Annotated in this window: 16 protein-coding genes and 1 pseudogene; 9 read left to right on the plus strand and 8 right to left on the minus strand. The window is 64.9% G+C overall.

Features of this window, described 5'->3' with window-relative positions; all coding sequences use genetic code 11:
* Positions 1–284: 284 nt before the first annotated feature.
* Positions 285–542 (minus strand): hypothetical protein, encoded by a 258-nt coding sequence (locus RX327_RS09920; RefSeq protein WP_317250135.1) that lies wholly within the window; start codon positions 540–542, stop codon positions 285–287.
* 47 nt (positions 543–589) lie between these two features.
* Here RX327_RS09920 and RX327_RS09925 point away from each other — a divergent pair, with 47 nt between their 5' ends.
* A complete protein-coding gene (locus RX327_RS09925) occupies positions 590–1,030 on the plus strand; it encodes a hypothetical protein (RefSeq protein ID WP_050387463.1) in 441 nt (146 codons plus the stop codon).
* Between the two features lie 86 nt (positions 1,031–1,116).
* Entirely contained in the window at positions 1,117–2,235 is a 1,119-nt protein-coding gene (locus RX327_RS09930; RefSeq protein WP_050387587.1) for a branched-chain amino acid ABC transporter substrate-binding protein, read from the plus strand.
* A gap of 149 nt (positions 2,236–2,384) precedes the next feature.
* Here RX327_RS09930 and RX327_RS09935 read toward each other — a convergent pair whose 3' ends face one another.
* Positions 2,385–2,657, minus strand: a complete 273-nt coding sequence (locus RX327_RS09935; protein WP_244482618.1) for a GFA family protein — start codon at positions 2,655–2,657, stop codon at positions 2,385–2,387.
* 180 nt (positions 2,658–2,837) lie between these two features.
* Positions 2,838–3,416 (minus strand): TetR/AcrR family transcriptional regulator, encoded by a 579-nt coding sequence (locus tag RX327_RS09940; protein WP_050387462.1) that lies wholly within the window; start codon positions 3,414–3,416, stop codon positions 2,838–2,840.
* A gap of 81 nt (positions 3,417–3,497) precedes the next feature.
* Here RX327_RS09940 and RX327_RS09945 point away from each other — a divergent pair, with 81 nt between their 5' ends.
* Entirely contained in the window at positions 3,498–3,812 is a 315-nt protein-coding gene (locus tag RX327_RS09945; protein ID WP_050387586.1) for a hypothetical protein, read from the plus strand.
* Here RX327_RS09945 and RX327_RS09950 read toward each other — a convergent pair.
* Positions 3,809–4,969 carry a hypothetical protein gene (locus tag RX327_RS09950; RefSeq protein ID WP_244482617.1) on the minus strand — a complete coding sequence of 387 codons (1,161 nt, stop codon included), beginning with the start codon at positions 4,967–4,969 and terminating at the stop codon, positions 3,809–3,811. The genes RX327_RS09945 and RX327_RS09950 overlap by 4 nt on opposite strands.
* Before the next feature lie 349 nt (positions 4,970–5,318).
* Between RX327_RS09950 and RX327_RS09955 the strand changes: the two genes are divergently transcribed.
* The 3 genes from RX327_RS09955 (at position 5,319) to RX327_RS09965 (ending at position 9,678) form a co-directional block, all read left to right on the plus strand.
* On the plus strand, positions 5,319–6,365 hold the full coding sequence (locus RX327_RS09955; RefSeq protein WP_050387461.1) for an aldo/keto reductase: 1,047 nt from the start codon (positions 5,319–5,321) through the stop codon (positions 6,363–6,365).
* Entirely contained in the window at positions 6,362–7,240 is an 879-nt protein-coding gene (locus tag RX327_RS09960) for an amidohydrolase family protein (protein ID WP_244482616.1), read from the plus strand. The genes RX327_RS09955 and RX327_RS09960 overlap by 4 nt, the downstream gene beginning before the upstream one ends.
* Before the next feature lie 98 nt (positions 7,241–7,338).
* A complete protein-coding gene (locus RX327_RS09965) occupies positions 7,339–9,678 on the plus strand; it encodes a Tex family protein (RefSeq protein WP_317250136.1) in 2,340 nt (779 codons plus the stop codon).
* A gap of 184 nt (positions 9,679–9,862) precedes the next feature.
* Here the strand turns inward: RX327_RS09965 and RX327_RS09970 are convergent, their stop codons facing one another.
* Positions 9,863–11,326, minus strand: a complete 1,464-nt coding sequence (locus RX327_RS09970; protein WP_317250137.1) for a catalase — start codon at positions 11,324–11,326, stop codon at positions 9,863–9,865.
* Between the two features lie 437 nt (positions 11,327–11,763).
* On the opposite strand from RX327_RS09970, the gene RX327_RS09975 reads away from it, so the two are divergent.
* The 3 genes and pseudogenes from RX327_RS09975 to RX327_RS09985 form a co-directional block, all read left to right on the plus strand.
* Positions 11,764–12,288 carry a hypothetical protein gene (locus RX327_RS09975; protein WP_080667014.1) on the plus strand — a complete coding sequence of 175 codons (525 nt, stop codon included), beginning with the start codon at positions 11,764–11,766 and terminating at the stop codon, positions 12,286–12,288.
* Positions 12,289–12,438: 150 nt separating this feature from the next.
* The gene (locus RX327_RS09980) at positions 12,439–13,131 is read left to right on the plus strand and encodes a response regulator transcription factor (RefSeq protein ID WP_317251229.1); all 693 of its coding nucleotides are present in this window, start codon (positions 12,439–12,441) and stop codon (positions 13,129–13,131) included.
* A 424-nt stretch (positions 13,132–13,555) separates the two neighbouring features.
* A pseudogene (locus RX327_RS09985) lies at positions 13,556–14,491 on the plus strand (sensor histidine kinase); the annotation flags it as partial.
* Between the two features lie 218 nt (positions 14,492–14,709).
* On the opposite strand, the gene RX327_RS09990 reads toward RX327_RS09985, so the two are convergent.
* From RX327_RS09990 to RX327_RS10000, 3 genes are read right to left on the minus strand one after another with little or no spacing between them, the layout of a single operon-like run.
* Complete coding sequence (locus RX327_RS09990; RefSeq protein WP_317250140.1) at positions 14,710–15,336, minus strand: FMN-dependent NADH-azoreductase; 627 nt, start codon at positions 15,334–15,336, stop codon at positions 14,710–14,712.
* Between the two features lie 9 nt (positions 15,337–15,345).
* Entirely contained in the window at positions 15,346–16,917 is a 1,572-nt protein-coding gene (locus RX327_RS09995) for an isochorismatase family protein (RefSeq protein WP_317250142.1), read from the minus strand.
* 12 nt (positions 16,918–16,929) lie between these two features.
* The gene (locus RX327_RS10000) at positions 16,930–17,778 is read right to left on the minus strand and encodes an MBL fold metallo-hydrolase (RefSeq protein WP_317250143.1); all 849 of its coding nucleotides are present in this window, start codon (positions 17,776–17,778) and stop codon (positions 16,930–16,932) included.
* Positions 17,779–17,819 lie beyond the last annotated feature (41 nt).

Here is a 17,819-nt window from a genome sequence, read left to right on the forward strand (position 1 = left end):
GATATCCGGCGCGGATATCGGTCAACACCAAATCGCTGACCATGATGACCTCCCATTGCGGCTTCTGGCGGCCGAAGGTTACGTGACCTGCGCTTGGATTACTATTGACCGTTATAATCCGCGTAACGGCTTGGATGACGACGCCGGGCAATATCGAGCGAGCACGATTTCGGTCTTGGTTGCGATTTCAGACCCGGCAAGAACGTCAGGATGATCCGGCGAGCATCGCCTGTCTGCAACAAAAGTGCCGACGTGTAAGCACGGTCCCGTGCGCTCGAGCGGTGTCATGCTGCCACAAATCGGCCGCATATCAGCGCCGCGATGAGGACCAGCCGATGACGATGCAGTCGCCGGATATCGCCGGGTTTCGGTTCTCGACCGCGGATTTCGGCGAGCGCGACCGCTTGCCGATCTTTCGCGAGCAGATCGGGCCGATGATCGTGAAGCTCGATCCGGGAGCCGCTGAGCGTCGGCGCGTTCCATGCCGAAGCCAATGTGCGCGAGTTGCCTGGGCTCGGGATCGGATCCTGGGCGTGCAGCAACCTCAAGATCGCGCGGCCGCGACGTCGAGCTCGGCCCGGGGCAGGCCATGCTGCGGTCGAGCACGGAGGCCGGCAATATGGTGGTCCCGGTCTCGCCGAGCCGTTTCGTCGGTCTCAGGCTGCCGCGCAAGGCGCTGGTGCTGGTCCGCGATCCCGAGGACATGCTGATCCGGCCGTTGCCTTCGAACACCGAGGCGATGCGTCTGCTGGCGCTCTACATCAGGGAGCTTGACGACAGCTACCAGCTCGCGACGCCCGAGCTGCGCGGCGCCGTCGTCCGGCATTTGGTCGATCTCGGGGCGACGTCGCAAACAGCGTTCTCCGCCAGCCTGTGTGCTGTCGCGCACACAACATCGCCGCCCAATCACGTCCGCTGCGGGCGATTCCAGACGCCAATGCACGACAACGTGTTTCACATTGTTGCCCGATGTCGCATATGTCCAATCCCCGTCGCCCCAGTCCGAGCCTGCCAATCGTCTCGCGCTTAAAAGGCAGCCCCCCGGTGATCGTCGCAATCGGCGGATTCGTCGACTGCGATGCATTGAGGCGACTTGAGACCATCGAGGAGAATGTGATGAAGTTTGCACTTCGAGGATATTTTCTTGCGCTCGGCGCGAGCCTAGCCTTGTCCGGCGCCGCCATGGCGCAGGATATCAGTGTTGCCGTGGTCGGACCGATGACCGGCTCCGAGGCGAGCTTTGGCCAGCAGTTCAAGAACGGTGCTGATCTCGCGATTGCCGACATCAATGCGGCGGGCGGCGTGCTTGGCAAGAAGCTGAAGCTGGAGGTCGGCGACGATGCCTGCGATCCGAAGCAGGCGGTGTCGGTTGCCGAGAAGATGGCAGGCGCGAGGATTCCGTTCGTCGTTGGGCATTTCTGCTCATCGACCTCGATCCCTGCGTCGGACGCCTATGCCGAGGGCAATGTGCTGCAGATCACGCCGGGCTCGACCAATCCGCAATTCACCGAGCGCGGGCTGTGGAACACGTTCCGTGTCTGCGGCCGGGATGACCAGCAGGGTACGGTTGCGGCCGCCTACATTATCAAGAACTACAAGACCAAGAACGTCGCGATCATCCACGACAAGACGACCTACGGCAAAGGCCTTGCCGACGAAACGAAGAAGGCCATCAACGCCGCGGGGGTGAAGGAAAAGCTTTATGAGGCCTATACCAAGGGCGACAAGGATTTTGCTGCTCTGGTATCCCGCTTCAAGAAGGAGTCGATCGATTTCGTCTATGTCGGCGGCTATTATGCCGAGGCTGCGTTGATCCTGCGCCAGATGCGCGAGCAGGGCGTCAATGCTGTACTGATGGGCGGCGACGCCCTGGTCGACAAGCAGTTCGCCGCGATCGCAGGTCCGCTTGCCGAAGGCTCGCTGTTCACCTTCTCGCCCGACCCGCGCAAGAAGGCGACCGCGGCCGCGACCTTGAAGAAGTTCAAGGACAAGGGCATCGATCCCGACGGCTACACGCTCTACAGCTATGCCGCGTTCCAGATCTGGAGCCAGGCGGCGGCCCGTGCCCAGACCACCGACGCCAAGAAGGTCGCGGCGGCCATCAAGGCCGGAAGCTGGGATACCGTGCTCGGCAAGATCAGCTACACGCCGAAGGGTGACATCACCCTGATCGACTACGTCGTGTACCGCCGTGACAAGGACGGCAACTACGCCGAATTGCCGGCCGGTCAATGATCGCCGGAGCGTTTTCGAGCGAAGTACCGGTTCGCGTGAAGAAAACGCGTCAAAGCAAAGTCGAGAGCTCCGTTCCGATGCAATCGGAACGGAGGCAACCCTGGCCAGGCTGAATCGTTTCCCGCTGCGTCCGTGACCGGCGCATCCGGTCACACGTTCCGGGCAAAGCGCGCAGCGCCGGGGATCGGCGCGAGCCATGCGACGGCGCGATCGGTATAGATCTCGGCTTGCGGCTGCAATCCCTCCATGCTGTCGAGCGTGCCGGCTTTCACCACGACCTTGCCGGGCATCAATGCAGTCTTCGCAAGCAGAGGGGACCCGCAGCGCCCGCAGAAATGACGATGGACCGGATGGCCGCTGTCGCCCTTGTCGACGAACACCACCGTCTCGCCCGACTGCTGGTAGTCGGCTTCGCGGATCACGAGGTTGAACGAAAACAGGCTGCCGCTTTGCCGCTGGCAATGTGTGCAATGACATATCGCGATGCTCCGCGGTTCGCTCTTGACGTGTAACGCACCGCGCCGCACAGGCAGCCGCCGTTCCGTTCCTGCATGCTGGTTTCTCCCTTACGATGACGCCGTCGCCGGGACAGGGACGCCGCCTCAGGCGTCGCCAATCACGGCATCGATGAATGTGGTGGCGGATTCCCTCAACTGCTTGCGGCTGTATCCGGCGCGCTCCATCACGGCGAGCCCGCGCGTGAACGTCACGATGACGCGCGCCAGCCGGTTTGCATCGGCCGTGCTGCGCCTGTTCGGCGTCGCGCTGATGGCCTTGCCGACCAGCTGCTCGAGCCGGGTGAGCACGTCCTGCACGCGCTGGCGTACATCCGGGCTCGAAATGGCCGCGTCGAGCGCGGTGCGCGTGGTCAGGCAGCCCCGCTGCGGCGTGCCGTCGGTCATGTTGACGATGATCATGTCAAAGAAGTCCCTCAGTCTCGCTGAGGTATCGCCCTGCGCCAGCGCGCTGCTGGCCGCGTCCAGGAATTGCGCGGCATACTGATCGAAGGCGCGCAGGAAGATCGCTTCCTTGTCGCCATAGGCGTTGTAGAGGCTGCCGCGCTGGACGCCGGTTGCGGCCGCGAGGTCCTGCATGGTCGCATCGTGCAGGCCCTTGCGCCAGAACACGTCGAGCGCGGTTGCGATCATCTCGTCTTCGTCAAACTGACGCACGCCCACCATGCGGCTCGCTCCATCGATTCATTCTTGACATTAATGTCAATATTGACGATCGTGTCAAGAATGATGCTGCAGGAGATCCGGATGATTACCGCTGTCACGACGTTCAAGCTGCCGAAGCCGATCACGCGCGAGGAAGCTCGCAGCATCTTCCTGAGTACCGCGCCGATCTATCGCGGCATTCTGGGGCTGTCCCGAAAGACCTATGTGCTGTCCGAGGACGGGATGACGGCCGGCGGCATCTATTTCTGGAACTCGAGAGTGGAGGCGGAGGCGCTGTACACCGATGCGTGGCGCGCCCGCGCACGGGAGAAATATGGCGCCGATCCGATCGTCACCTATTTCGAGAGTCCTGTGGTGGTCGACAACCTTGCCCAGCAGATTGTTGCCGACGATTAGCAACGACACGGCGGTGGCGGATGCGCATCACAGCGCATTGAGCGCCTTGCGCGACGGAGCGAGCGGCAGCCATTCCGGAATCTGCCGCCTGGCGAGCCAGTACGGCCGCCAGATCGCGCGCCAGGTCGGCGGTCGAGAGGCGCGGTGCCCCATCTGCGTTGCTCGACCTCCATCCGCAACAGGCCGTAGCTATGCAGCCATTGGCGCGCCGCCCACCAGACCTCGCGCGGCATCTCGGCGTTCCGGATACCGGTGAGCTCGGCGATGCCTGGCAACGGGCCCTCAAAACGCGCCGCGACTCTCAGGGTGGCGACGCGTTGCCCATTCCGCCTGATGCTCCACAGCCGCGAGCGATTGTGGGCGAGGTTGGGACCGTAGGTGCGCAGGCAATTCTGCATCGCTTCCGCCTCCTCCGAGATATCCGTGGTCGAGTTCAGCGGGATGAAGTCGTAACCGTCAACGCGGCCCGGCTGCAGCCACATATCCGCGATCTTCTCCGAGCCGAGGCTGACATGCAGCGCGATCATCGTGCTCCATGCATCGGCGGCCGCGAGCGCCGAGCCGATCTGCATGCTCGGCGTCCACCTCCGGTCGATCAGCGTATGTCCCAGCGTCGCCGGCTGCGTGGAGAACCACGCCCACAGGCCGACGAGCCGCAATCGCACAGGATCGGTGCGCGGCGGCGCTCGGACCAGCTCGCGCGCGATCCAGACCGCCGCCGGTCCATGTGCGAGCTCGGCAACCGCCGCGACGGATCTCAGCCAGATCGGCGCGAGCTTCGGTGATAACGGCAGGTGGTTCGCGATCTGTCGGCGAAACAGCTCGTCATCGGGCAGTCCCGTGATCGGAGCGGTGAATGCCTCCGGCGGCAATCTGCGCAGCCACAGCGGAATGCCCGCCGCGGCCGCGGCGTCCGCGAGGGAGCGGCCGTCGACGACGCATGCGCGTGCGCGCGCCGAAGCGATCCCGGCTCGCGGGACCGCCAGCGCGAACAGCAGCGCAGGAAAGCTCGCGGCAAGGTCCGCAAGACGCGTGTGCCGCATGGCCAGCGCGCGGACCTTTCCCTGAACGTTCGGATGATACCTCTGCAGCTGACGTTCGAGCAGCGCGGAGCGTGTGGCCTCGCGACGAGAGGCCACCGGAAGCGTCGAGGTCATGACAAAAGTTCCGCAAGCGCGGAGCCGAAGGCTCGCAGCAGATTCGATTGCGTGTGGGTGTTGCGATTTCACCCGGGATACGATCCCGGGACGCGCGTCAAATATCGCGCGGCGAACCCGGGAGGCGCGCAGACCTGAACATCGTCGCCTCCTGCGTTGAAGTTGCGGAGCTCCCATAGCCTATTTCCCGCCGATAGGCAACGTGAAGCTGTGCATTGCATTTTAGCGATGTGGTGCGTGCGCGATGAGAGACCTCACCGCGGCGTCGGCCGCCAAGGTCTCTTCACGATCCCGGTCAACGACGCTAGTCTGATGAGGGGCTAACAAGAAACGCAGGCGGGAGGCCATAATGACCCAACAACAATCCTCCGATCCGGGCTCCCCGGCACTGCCACGCCGCAGGCTCGGCCGGACCGGGCTCGATGTCTCCATTCTCGGCTTCGGCACGGCGCCGCTCGGCGACCTGTTCGCACGGCTCGACGACACTGCTGCGATTGCGACGGTGGAGCGGGCATTCGCGCTGGGGGTCAACCTGCTGGATTCCTCGCCGCTCTACGGCCATGGCCTCGCCGAACACCGCAGCGGCACCGCGCTGCGCCGCGTGGCGCGCGACGACGTCGTCGTCTGCACCAAGGTCGGGCGCTGGATGGACCCGTTCCATGGCCGCGGCGACGGCTCCAACTTCGCCGGCGGCGCGCCGCATCGCGCGGTGTTCGACTATTCCTATGACGGCACCATGCGCTCGGTGGAGCAGTCGCTGCTGCGGCTCGGCACCGATCGCATCGACCTGCTACTGATCCACGACGTCGACGTCTGGACCCACGGAGCTGACGCGATCGAGGCGCGGTTTCGCGAGGCGATGGAGGGCGCCTATGTTGCGCTCGACAAGCTGCGTTCCGAGCGCGTGGTCAAGGGGATCGGGATCGGCGTCAACGAGGCCGAGATGTGCGGGCGCTTCGCCAAGGCCGGAACGTTCGACACCATGCTGCTCGCCGGCCGCTACTCGCTGCTCGAGCAACCCGCGCTCGCCGAATTCCTGCCGCTGGCGCAAGCAAGGGACATCGGCATGATGCTCGGTGGCGTCTTCAACTCCGGCATCCTGGCGACCGGCGCGGTTGCCGGTGCCAAGTACAATTACAAGGACGCGCCGCCGGACGTGATGCGGAAGGTGGCGGCGATCGATCGGGTCTGCCGCGCCCACAACGTGGCGCTGCCGACCGCGGCGCTGCATTTCGCGCTCGGCCATCCGGCGGTGGCAAGCCTCGTGCTCGGCGCGCAGACGCCGCAGGAGGTCGAGCGCAACGTCGCCGCGGTGTCGTCGCCCGTGCCTGCCGCGCTGTGGCGCGACCTGAAGAATGAGGGGCTGCTCGACCAGCATGCGCCGGTGCCGGCATGATGCGGATCGACGCCCATCACCATGTCTGGACCCTGGCGCGCGCGGATTACGGCTGGCTGACGCCCGAGCGCGGGCCGATCTACCGCGACTTCGGCCTGGCCGATCTCGCGCCGCATCTCGCCGCGGCCGGGATCGAAGGCACCATCCTGGTGCAGGCCGCGCCGACCGAAGCGGAGACCGCATTTTTGCTTGATATCGCAAAAGGCGCCGAGCAGGTGCGCGGCGTGGTCGGCTGGGTCGACTTCGACGCCGCCGATGCCGCGGCGCGGATCGATGCGATCGCCGGGCGCGAGCTCCTCGTCGGGCTGCGGCCGATGATGCAGGACATCGCCGATGACGACTGGCTGCTGCGCGCCGAACTGGCGGCGCCGTTCGAGGCCATGGCGCGGCGTGACCTCGTCTTCGACGCGCTGGTGCTGCCGCGCCATTTGCCGCGGCTCATTCAGGTGGTCGATCGCCATCCGGACCTGCAATTCGTGCTCGACCATTTCGGCAAGCCGCACCTTGCGACCGGCGACATCGCGGCCTGGAAGGACGACATCGCAAGCCTCGCCACACGATCCAACGTCGTCTGCAAACTCTCGGGCCTTGCGACTGAGGCGGCACCGAACTGGCAGGTCGCCGATCTCAGCGAGGCTGTGGATCATGCACTGGCATGTTTCGGGCCGCAGCGGATGCTGTGGGGCAGCGACTGGCCCGTCGTCAATCTCGCGGGCGGCTATGGGCACTGGCTCGCGGCGGCGGAGACCTTGCTGGCTGATTTGTCAAGTGACGCGAGGGCCGCGATTTTTCGGCGGCAATGCGGCGCGCATCTATTTGTCAAGCCGCGGACGGTCAACATCCCGGAAATAGATTGCAGCCCGCGCCCAATTTGATCCACAGCGCGCCTTGATGAATCAATCCGGGATGGTTCATAAGCGGCCTCCGCGCCATCAGTGATCCGGCGGCGCAACGGAATTTCAGAGAGACAGGCGTGGCAAAGATTCATCATCAAATTGCGCAGGAGCTTGGGGTTCGCGCCGAGCAGGTCGAGGCGGCGGTGACGCTGCTCGACGGCGGCGCCACGGTTCCCTTCATCGCCCGCTACCGCAAGGAGCTCACCGGCGCGCTTGATGACGCCCAGCTGCGCACGCTGGAGGAGCGGCTGACGTATTTGCGCGAGCTCGAGGAGCGCCGCACCGCGGTGCTCAATTCGGTCCGCGAGCAGGGCAAGCTCGATGCAGCCCTCGAAGCCACGATCATGGCCGCCGACAGCAAGGCGCGCCTCGAAGACATTTATCTCCCGTTCAAGCCGAAGCGCCGCACCAAGGCGGAAGTTGCCAAGGAAGCGGGCCTGGAGCCGCTCGCCAATCAGCTGCTGACGCAGCCCGAGAGCGATCCGAACGAGGCCGCGACGCCCTTCGTCAATGCCGAGAAGCAGGTCGCCGACGTCGCCGCGGCGCTCGACGGCGCGCGCGCGGTCCTGGTCGAGCGCTTCGCCGAAGATGCCGACCTGATCGGCGCGCTGCGCGAGGAGATGTGGTCGAACGGCATCATGGCCTCGACCGTCCGCACCGGGAAGAAGACCGAGGGCGAGAAGTTCGCCGACTATTTCGATTTCTCCGAGCCGCTGACCAAGCTGCCATCGCATCGCATTCTCGCGATGTTCCGCGGCGAGAAGGAAGAGATCCTCGATCTCGCGATCAAGCCGGAGGCGCAGGAGCCGGTCGTCGGCCAGCCCGGCCTCTACGAGCTTAAGATCATGAACCGCTTTGCGATCTCCAACCAGGGCCGCAAGGGCGACAAATGGCTGATCGACACCGTGCGCTGGGCCTGGCGCACCAAGATCCAGGTGCATCTCAACATCGACCTGCGCATGCGGCTGTGGAATGCGGCCGAGACCGAGGCCGTGCGCGTGTTCGCCTCCAACTTGCGGGACCTCCTGCTGGCCGCGCCGGCGGGCACCCGTGTCACCATGGGGCTCGATCCCGGCTACCGCACCGGCGTCAAGGTCGCGGTCGTCGATGCGACCGGCAAGGTGGTGGCGCATACGGCGATCTTCCCGCACGAGCCGCAGCGGCAGTGGAACGAGTCGCTGGCGACGCTCGGCAGGCTCGCGCTGAAACATCGCGTCGAGCTGATCGCGATCGGCAACGGCACCGCCTCGCGCGAGACCGACAAGCTCGCCGCGGACCTCGTCAAGGGCCTGCCCGAATTGAAGATGACCAAAATCGTCGTGTCGGAAGCCGGCGCGTCGGTCTATTCGGCCTCGGCTTTCGCCTCGGAGGAATTGCCCGGCCTCGACGTCACCCTGCGCGGCGCCGTCTCGATCGCGCGGCGGCTCCAGGACCCGCTTGCCGAACTCGTCAAGATCGAGCCCAAGGCGATCGGCGTCGGCCAGTATCAGCACGACCTCGGCCAGGCCAAGCTCGCAAAATCGCTCGATGCGGTGGTCGAAGACTGCGTGAACGCCGTCGGCGTCGACGTCAACACCGCCTCCGCGCCGCTGCTTGCGCGGGTGTCGGGCATCGGCCAGGGACTGGCGCAAAGCATTGTGCAGCACCGCGATGCCAACGGCCCATTCAAGTCCCGCAAGGCACTGAAGGACGTGCCGCGGCTCGGGCCCAAGGCGTTCGAGCAGTGCGCGGGCTTTTTGCGCATCCTCGGCGGCGAGGACCCGCTCGACGCCTCCGGCGTGCATCCGGAAGCCTATCCGGTGGTGCGCCGAATTCTCGCGGCGACCAAGAGCGACATCAAGGCGCTGATCGGCAATGCCGACGTGGTGCGGGGTCTCAAGCCGCAATCCTTCGTCGACGAGACTTTCGGCCTGCCGACCGTCACCGACATCCTGCGCGAGCTGGAAAAGCCGGGCCGCGACCCGCGCCCCGCGTTCAAGGCCGCGGTGTTCAAGGAGGGCGTCGAGGAGATCAAGGATCTCAAGAAGGGCATGATCCTCGAGGGCACCGTGACCAACGTCGCCGCCTTCGGCGCCTTCGTCGACATCGGGGTGCACCAGGACGGCCTCGTGCACATCTCGGCGATGTCCAAGACCTATATCAAGGATCCGCGCGAGGTGGTGAAGCCGGGCGATATCGTCAAGGTGAAGGTGCTGGACTTCGAGGTCGCCCGCAAGCGCATCTCGCTGACGCTGCGCCTCGACGACGAGGTCGGGCCTAAGAAGGACAATGCGGCGCTGTCGCGCGATTTCTCGCGCGGCTCCGGCAAGATGACGTCGTCGGCTCCGCGCCGGCCGCAGGAGCAGTCCGGCGGCGGCGCGCTCGCCGACGCACTGCGCCGCGCGGCCGAGAAGAACGGACGCGGCAAGCCGACCTAGTCCGCGCGGGCACAATTCCGTTCCCGTCATGCTGAGGAGGCCGCGGAGCGGCCGTCCCGAAGCACGACGGTCCGGCTGTGGCCGTTCATCCTTCGAGGCGCGCTGCGCGCGCACCTCCAGCGACAATGGCTGCGCCATTGCGCGGGGATGACGGGATGCGGTACTTAATTCGCTCCGGCGTTCGCTACAAATTGCCCGCCGCAAACCTCGCCAGCGCATCCGCGACGCCCTTGCCGTAGGCCGGGTCGGCCTTGCTGCAATTCGCGACGTGCCGTTCCTGGATGTGCTTCGACGCATTGCCGACCTGACGGGCGGTGTTGTCGAACAGAGCCTGCTTTTGCGCGGCATTCATCTTGCGGAACAGGTCGCCCGGCTGCTGCCAGTGGTCGTCATCCACGCGATGATCCCAATGCGCGGCCGCGCCTGACAATTCGAGTGGCGGCTCGTTCAGCTGCGGCTGATCCGTCCACTCGCCATGGCTGTTCGGCCAGTATGTCAGCGTGGCGCCCAGATTGCCGTCGGTGCGCATCGCGCCGTCGCGGTGATAGCTGTGGAATGGACATTTCGGCGCATTGACTGGAATCAGATGATGGTTGACGCCGAGGCGATAGCGCGCCGCGTCTCCATAGGAGAACAGGCGAGCCTGCAGCATCTTGTCGGGCGAGAAGCCGATGCCGGGCACGACATGGGCCGGCGAGAACGACGCCTGCTCGACCTCGGCGAAGACGTTCTCCGGATTCCGGTTCAACTCGAAATATCCGACCTCGATCAACGGAAAATCCGCCTTGGGCCAGACCTTGGTCAGATCGAACGGGTTGAACGGGAACGCTTTGGCCTGGTCATCGGTCATCACCTGGATGAACAGAGTCCAGCGCGGGAAGTCGCCGCGCTCGATGCTCTGGAACAGGTCACGCTGGTGGCTCTCGCGGTCCTTGCCGACCAGCGCCTCGGCATCGGCATCGGTCAGGTTCTGGACGCCCTGCCGGGTGCGGAAATGAAATTTCACCCAGACGCGCTCATTGTCGGCATTGATCATGCTGTAGGTATGGCTGCCGAACCCGTGCATGTGACGATAGCTCCTGGGAATGCCGCGCTCGCTCATGACGATGGTGACCTGATGCAGCGCCTCCGGCAGCAGCGTCCAGAAATCCCAATTGTTGTCGGCGCTGCGCATCCCCGTCCGCGGATCGCGCTTGATCGCGTGATTGAGGTCGGGGAAACGCAGGGGATCGCGGAAGAAGAACACGGGGGTGTTGTTGCCCACCATGTCCCAGTTGCCTTCCTCGGTGTAGAACTTCAGCGCAAAGCCGCGGATGTCGCGCTCGGCGTCGGCCGCGCCGCGCTCGCCGGCGACGGTCGAGAACCGCGCGAACATCGGCGTCTGCTTGCCGATCTCCGAGAAGATCTTGGCCTTGGTGTAGCGGGTGATGTCCTGGGTGACGGTGAAGGTGCCGTGGGCGCCCCATCCCTTGGCATGCATGCGCCGCTCCGGGATCACCTCGCGGTCGAAATGCGCCAGCTTCTCGATCAGCCAGATGTCCTGCAGCAATGCGGGTCCGCGCGGCCCCGCCGTCAGGATGTTCACATTATCGGCAACGGGGGCGCCGGAGGCGTGGGTCAGAAACGGTCTTTTGGTCTCGTCGCTCATCGAAAGCTCCTTGCTGAAGGTCAGCACCTCGCCGTCCCAGCGCCCCGCAGGGAGGCCAGGCGAAAGGCGATTGCATCGCGGGTTGGATGACGGCCGGCGGGGAGGGGGAAAAGTCCGGTGATCGACAAATTGTGAAGCGGGTCTGCGATCCCTCGACGCCGTCGTTGTTCTCCAACAGCTGCAGGATTAAGAACCGCGGCCGATCGATTCAACGAGCGCTATCCGCTGATTCCAGCCAAATGTCCGTCGATCCCGGCCAACGCAATCGTGGCGGCGGATCCAGGCATCCGCCGCTCGGCATGCCGGCACGCCAATTCTAAATCGGGTGTCAGAATCTGGCGCATTTGTCAGTTGAAGTCGGGCATCGGCTTGCGTCTTCTGATCATGCTCGCGTGCGGCGATACGAATTCGCCGCGGTCTCAATCAGGGAGGGTTTCATGAAGAACAGGCTTCTTAAGTGTCTCACGGCAGCGACGCTCGCCGTCAGCGTTGCGCTTGCACCCGCTGCCCTCGCCAGAGGTGGCGGTGGTGGCGGCGGACATGGCGGCGGCGGTGGCTTCGGTGGCGGCCACGGCGGTGGCGTTGGTGGTGCCATGGGTGCCATGGGTGGCGGCATGCATGGTGGCGGCTTTGGCGGCGGCATGCATGGCGGTGGTTTCGGCGGCGGGATGCGTGGTGGTGGAGCGGCGTTCGCCGCCATGGGCGGTGGCGGACATTTCGCCGGCGGGCACGTTGGTGGTCCCCGCTTCGTCGGTGCACCGGCGATCGGCCCGCGGTTTGCCGGCGCCGGATTCCGCGGTTCGCGCTTCTTCCATCATGGCGGCTTCCGCCACCACCGCTTCCATCGCTTCGCATTCTTCGGCGCGCCCTATCTCTACGCCGGCTATGACTATGGCTGCTATCGCAGGGTATGGACGGCCTACGGTCTGCAATGGGTCAATGTGTGCGGGGACTATTGGTGATCGCCCAACCAACCGCACCGTTGTCGCGGTCGTCGCCAGACGTTCCATCCAGCCCCGGAATGGGATAGTCTGGCGGCGATTGTCGCGGGGCGGCCGCTCGGAGAGTTTGCGAACTCGGAGAGTTCAAGACAGCTCGGAGAGTTCATGAATATGACCGGTGCCCACCGTCGCATCCTGGTCGTCGAGGACGATCCGGAAACCGCAGGTCAGCTCGTCGAGGAGCTCACCACCAGCGGTTATGATGTGGATCTGGCGGCGAATGGCCGCGAAGCCCTGAGCCACGGCGCCGCGCGTGACTATGCCGTGATCACCATCGACCGCATGCTGCCCGATATCGACGGCATCAGCGTGATGCGCCAGTTGCGCGACGATGGCGTCGCCGCGCCGTTCCTGATCATCTCCGCGCTCGGCGAAGTCGACGACCGCGTGCGCGGACTGCGCGCCGGCGGCGACGATTATCTCGTCAAGCCGTTCTCCTTCACCGAATTGCTGGCGCGGCTCGAAGCACTCGGCCGCCGCAGCGAGACCATTGCCAAGGAGACGCTTCTGCGCGTCGGCGATCTTTCGATCGACCTGATCGCACGCAGCGCCAGCCGCCGCGGCCGCAAGATTCCGCTGCTGCCGCGCGAATTCCAGCTGCTCGAATATCTCGTCCGCAACGAGGGCCGCGTCGTATCTCGTGCGATGCTGCTTCAGCACGTCTGGGACCTGCATTTCGATCCGTCGACCAATATCATCGACGTCTATGTGGGGCGCGTTCGTCGCAAGGTCGACGATGCCCAGGCCTATCCGCTGATCCATACCATCCGCGGCATCGGATATTGCCTCCGTGCTCCTGGCTAAGACCCTCAAGTCGTCGACGTTCCGCCTGGCGTTGATCGCCATCGGTGTCTTTGGCCTGATCGTCTCCGCGATCTTCGCCTATGTTTACTGGTCGACGTTGTCCTATGTGCGCGACAGATCCGACCGCGCGATCATGACCGAGCAGGCGAGCCTCGATGATGCCTACGCGCGGTCCGGCCGCGATGGACTGACCGCGTTGATCGCGCAACGCGTCGCGGACAAGGGCTTTGCCGATCATGTGTATTTGTTGGTCGGTCCCGGATCGACCGTGCTGGCGGGAAATCTCAGGCAGTGGCCGGCGGGCGCTGCCGAGAAGGGATGGGCTGAATTTCGTGCCTCCCTGCCACAGCTTGCCTCGGGCTCCTCCCTGCTGCGAGGCGTGACGGAAACCCTGTCAAACGGCGATCGGCTGCTGGTCGGCCATGACATCAGCGATCTTGACGGCTTCATGGCGCAGATCAGGGCCGCCGGCATTGCCGTCGTCGTGCTGATCATCGGGCTTGCGGCTGCTGCCAGCATCGGCGTCACGCGGCGAACCGTCGGACGGATCGAACAGATCAACGCCACCAGCCGAGCCATCATGCTCTCCGGCCTAGACCAGCGTATCCCCCTGCGCGGCAGCAACGACGAGTGGGACCGCGTCGCCGAAAACCTCAACCAGATGCTCGACCGCATCGAGACGCTGATGGGCGAGGTCAAGCAGGTCAGCGACAACGTCGCGCACGATCTGCGGACGCCGCTGACGCGCATGCGCGGCCGGCTGGAAAAGGCCTATCACGCCCCGCGCAACAGCGAGACCGATTCCGCGCTGATCGGGGACACCATCGCCGATCTCGATGCCGTGCTCGGCATGTTCGCCTCCATCACCCGGATCTCGGAGATCGAGACCCGCGCCCGCAAGGGTGCGTTTCGCACCGTCAATCTCGTCGAGATCGCCGCCGAGGTGGTCGAACTCTACGATGCCGCGGCTGAGGAGGTTACCACCCGCCTCGATCTTGCCGGCGATCAGGCGGTGCTGGTCACCGGCGACCGCGACCTGCTGTTCGACGCCATTGCCAATCTCGTCGACAACGCGATCAAGCATGGTCGCCCGGGTGGGCGGGTGACGGTGACCTGCGACAACGATGAGCGAGGCGCGGTGATCACGATCGCCGACGACGGTCCGGGCATTCCCGCCGAGCAGCGCGATCACGTCTTCAAGCGCTTCTACCGGCTCGAACGGAGCCGCTACACGCCGGGCAATGGCCTCGGCCTCAGCCTTGTTGCGGCCGTGGCGAGTTTGCACGGCGCGCGGATCGAGTTGCGCGACAATGCGCCGGGATTGTTGTGCAGGTTGGTCTTTCCCGCCGCGGAAACGTAGGGCTAGCGCGGAGTGGCCCACAAAATCGTTTCGCGAGAATGAAAGCGAATGGCCCGCCGGCCAAGCCATACATTCGATGTCGTCTCTGCGAAAGCAGGGACCCATAGCCACCGCTACTGATTGGCTTGGGCCGCTGGGGCCACAGTTCACTTTAACAACGCAATCCTGTGGTTATGGGTCCCTGCTTTCGCAGGGACGACGACGGAGTGGAGTCTCTTTCAAAACCGTCTTGCCATCTCCGCCAGCCGCCGGTGCGCCGCCTCGCGGGCGGCGCGGATCGGCTCGGCGGGCCCGGTGGTCGGGCCGATCGGCACGAAGCTCACGTCGCTGATGCCGATGAAGCGCAGCGCCTCGCGCAGATAGGGCGTTGCCATGTCGATGCGGCCGCGGTTCATGCCGGTGACGAAGTCGCTGCCGCTTGCGAGGATCACGATCGTCGGGCGGTCCTTGAGCAGCGGCAGATAGCCCTGGGCTGGATCGAAGCGAAAGGTGAGCCCGGGCTGGACGATGATGTCGAACCACTGCTTGAGCTTGTAGGGAATACCGAAGTTCCACATCGGGGTCGAGATCAGGACCCGATCGGCAAGCGACAGCCGCAGCGCGAGGCGCTCGGCGATTGCGAAGGCGTCGTGCTGCGAATTGGTGAAGCTCTTGCCGTCGATCCGGGCGTATTTGGCCTCGAGCAGATATCCCTCGAATTCCGGCAGCGGCTCGCGCCAGAGGTTCATCGCGTCGATCTCCCAGTCCGGCCGCGCCTGACGGAAGCGATCGAGAAAAGCACGCGCGCCGGCCGCCGATTCCGAATCGGGGCGCGGTGAGCAGTTAAGGTGCAGCAGCTTCGGCACCGCGCCTCCCTAGCCGAGTGCCTTGATCACGGCGTCGGCGTTGGTCACGACCGCGACGTTCTGCATGGCAAAATTGATCGAGGCATTGTGCCAGTCCGAATTCATCGTCGAGCAACAATCCTCGGGCACGATCATGAAATAACCCTTGTCAGCACCGGTGCGAGCGGTGTGCTCGACCGACATGTTGGTCCACGCGCCGGTATTGATGATCATGTCGCGGCCGGTGGCCTTGAGAATCGTCTCCAGCCGCGTGCCTTCCCAGGCGCTCATGCGCATCTTCTCGACCACGAAATCGCCGGGCCGCGGCTCGAGGCCCGAAACGGGCGCGGCGCCCCAGCTTCCGCGCACCATCGCCTTGCTGTCGACGAGGCCCTCGAACAATGGTGCATTCAGCGTGACGCCGGGGGCGCCGGGCTCCACGACGAACCAGACATGGATGATGGCGACACCGCGCCCGCGTGCAGCCTCCGCGACGCGGCGAACGTTCTCGACGACATGCTGCTGGCGGGCGTGTGCGGGCGCACCGGACTCGGCGAAGGCGCCACCGTCCATGATGACGTCGTTCTGGAGATCCTGGATGATCATGGCGCAGCGCTGCGGATCGAGTCGCATCTCGCCGGCGGCGAGATTCGGCGCAGGCGTGGACGAAGCGGCACCCGCGCCGCCGCGCTTGCCGCTCACATAGGGCTCGTGGCGCGGGCCGACCTTGGTCGGGATCGCATAGACCGAATGCGTCGAGGTGAGATAGAGCGTGCGGAAATCCGGCCCGCCCCAGGTGAGGTTGGCGACCAGCTCCGGCACGCGGACCTTGCCGAGCAGTTCGGCTCGCGGCGAATAGACCCAGACGCCGCCGGGCGCGGTGACCCAGATATTGCCGTGCTGGTCGCACTTCATGCCATCGGGCAGACCGGGTTCGAGCTCGGAGCGGATGCCGGAGGCGAACACGCGCGGATTACCGAGCGAGCCGTCCGCCGTGACGTCGAAGGCGCGGATCAGCGCTTGCACGGTGTCATTGACATAGAGGATGCGCTCGTCGGGCGAGAAGCACAGCCCGTTCGGCTGCTCGAACAGATAGCGGTCGACCAGCAATTTCGGCGCGCCGCCGCCGGGCGGCACCCGATAGACGCCCTGGAAGCCGAGCTGGCGCGGTCGCTCGACGCCGTAGACCGGCATGCGGCCATACCAGGGATCGGAGAAATAGATCGCACCGGTGGAGTGTAGGCAGACGTCGTTCGGGCTGTTGAGCTCCTGGCCGCCGAAATGCGAAGCGAGCACATCGCGCCGTCCGTCCGGGCGTTCGCGGACCAGCGACGACGTCGCGTGTTCGCAAACGATCAGGTTGAGCTCGGCGTCGTAGGTCATGCCGTTGCATTTGTTCGACGGGCGTTTGACCTCGACGACGCCCCGTCGCGCATCCCAGCGCCGGCGCACGTCACCCGGCATGTCGGAGAACAGCAGATAATGATCGACCGGATGCCAGATCGGCCCCTCCGTGAAATCGAAGCCGGTGCCGATCTGTGCGACCGGTGCATAAGGGTCGATCAGGTTGTCGAACTCGCTTCGCAACGTCACATGCGTCATCGCCTCGATCCTCTACGCCGGGAACCAGTTGCGCTGCGGCAGGCTCTGCACGACAGGCCCGGGTACCTGGTCATGCAGGCGGCCGACCACCATGCCGCCCTCGATCTTGGCCGGGCGATCATGCACCGGAAGCAGATAGCGGGAGCTCGAGAGCAGCTTCTTGATCGCCGCCTTCTCGGCACGCTTGCTGGTGCCGTGGTTGCCGGTGGTGCGCGGCTCCCAATCGTGGATTTCGTGGAACGGCGTCACGATCTGGTCATTGAAATCGTAGATCACGTCGCCGCAGATGGTGGCGATGCCATCGGCGGTGTGGACGATGATGTTCATCGATCCTTCGGTGTGAGCGTTGGCGGCGTCGCAATAGACCCCGGGCATCAGCTCGATCGGGCCGGTGATCTCGAGGTCGAGGAAGCGCAGCGCGCTCTTGGTATGCAGGCGGTCGATCAGGTGCTTGATGTCAGGTGCCGGATATTGCGGATGCATCAGGCCGGACACGGAATATTCGAGCTCCTTGCGGTTGAGCACGACGGTCGTGTTCATCGGGAACAGGTCGTCCTTGCCGGCATGGTCGATGTGCAGATGCGTGTGGCAGACGAAGCGGACGTCGCCCATGCGCACGCCGTGCCGCGCCAGCTGGTTCTCGATCATGTTCTCGTGGTACTGAAGCCCCCGCATGCCCAGCGTCTCCATGATCTGGTTGGAGCGATAGCCGGTGTCGACCACGACCGGATAGGGGCCGCCGAGGATCAGGAAGCCGAGAGTGAGGACGCGGCGGGTGCGGCCGCAGTCGCGGCCGAGCACCAGGAAGCTCGATTCCAGCTCGATATCGCCGTAGTCCAGGATCTTGATCTCCAGCGGCATCTGTCTCCCTCCCAATTCGTGTTCGTTGTTATGTTCGAGCC

This window comes from Bradyrhizobium sp. BEA-2-5 (assembly GCF_032918025.1).
Taxonomy (GTDB): Bacteria; Pseudomonadota; Alphaproteobacteria; order Rhizobiales; family Xanthobacteraceae; genus Bradyrhizobium; species Bradyrhizobium pachyrhizi.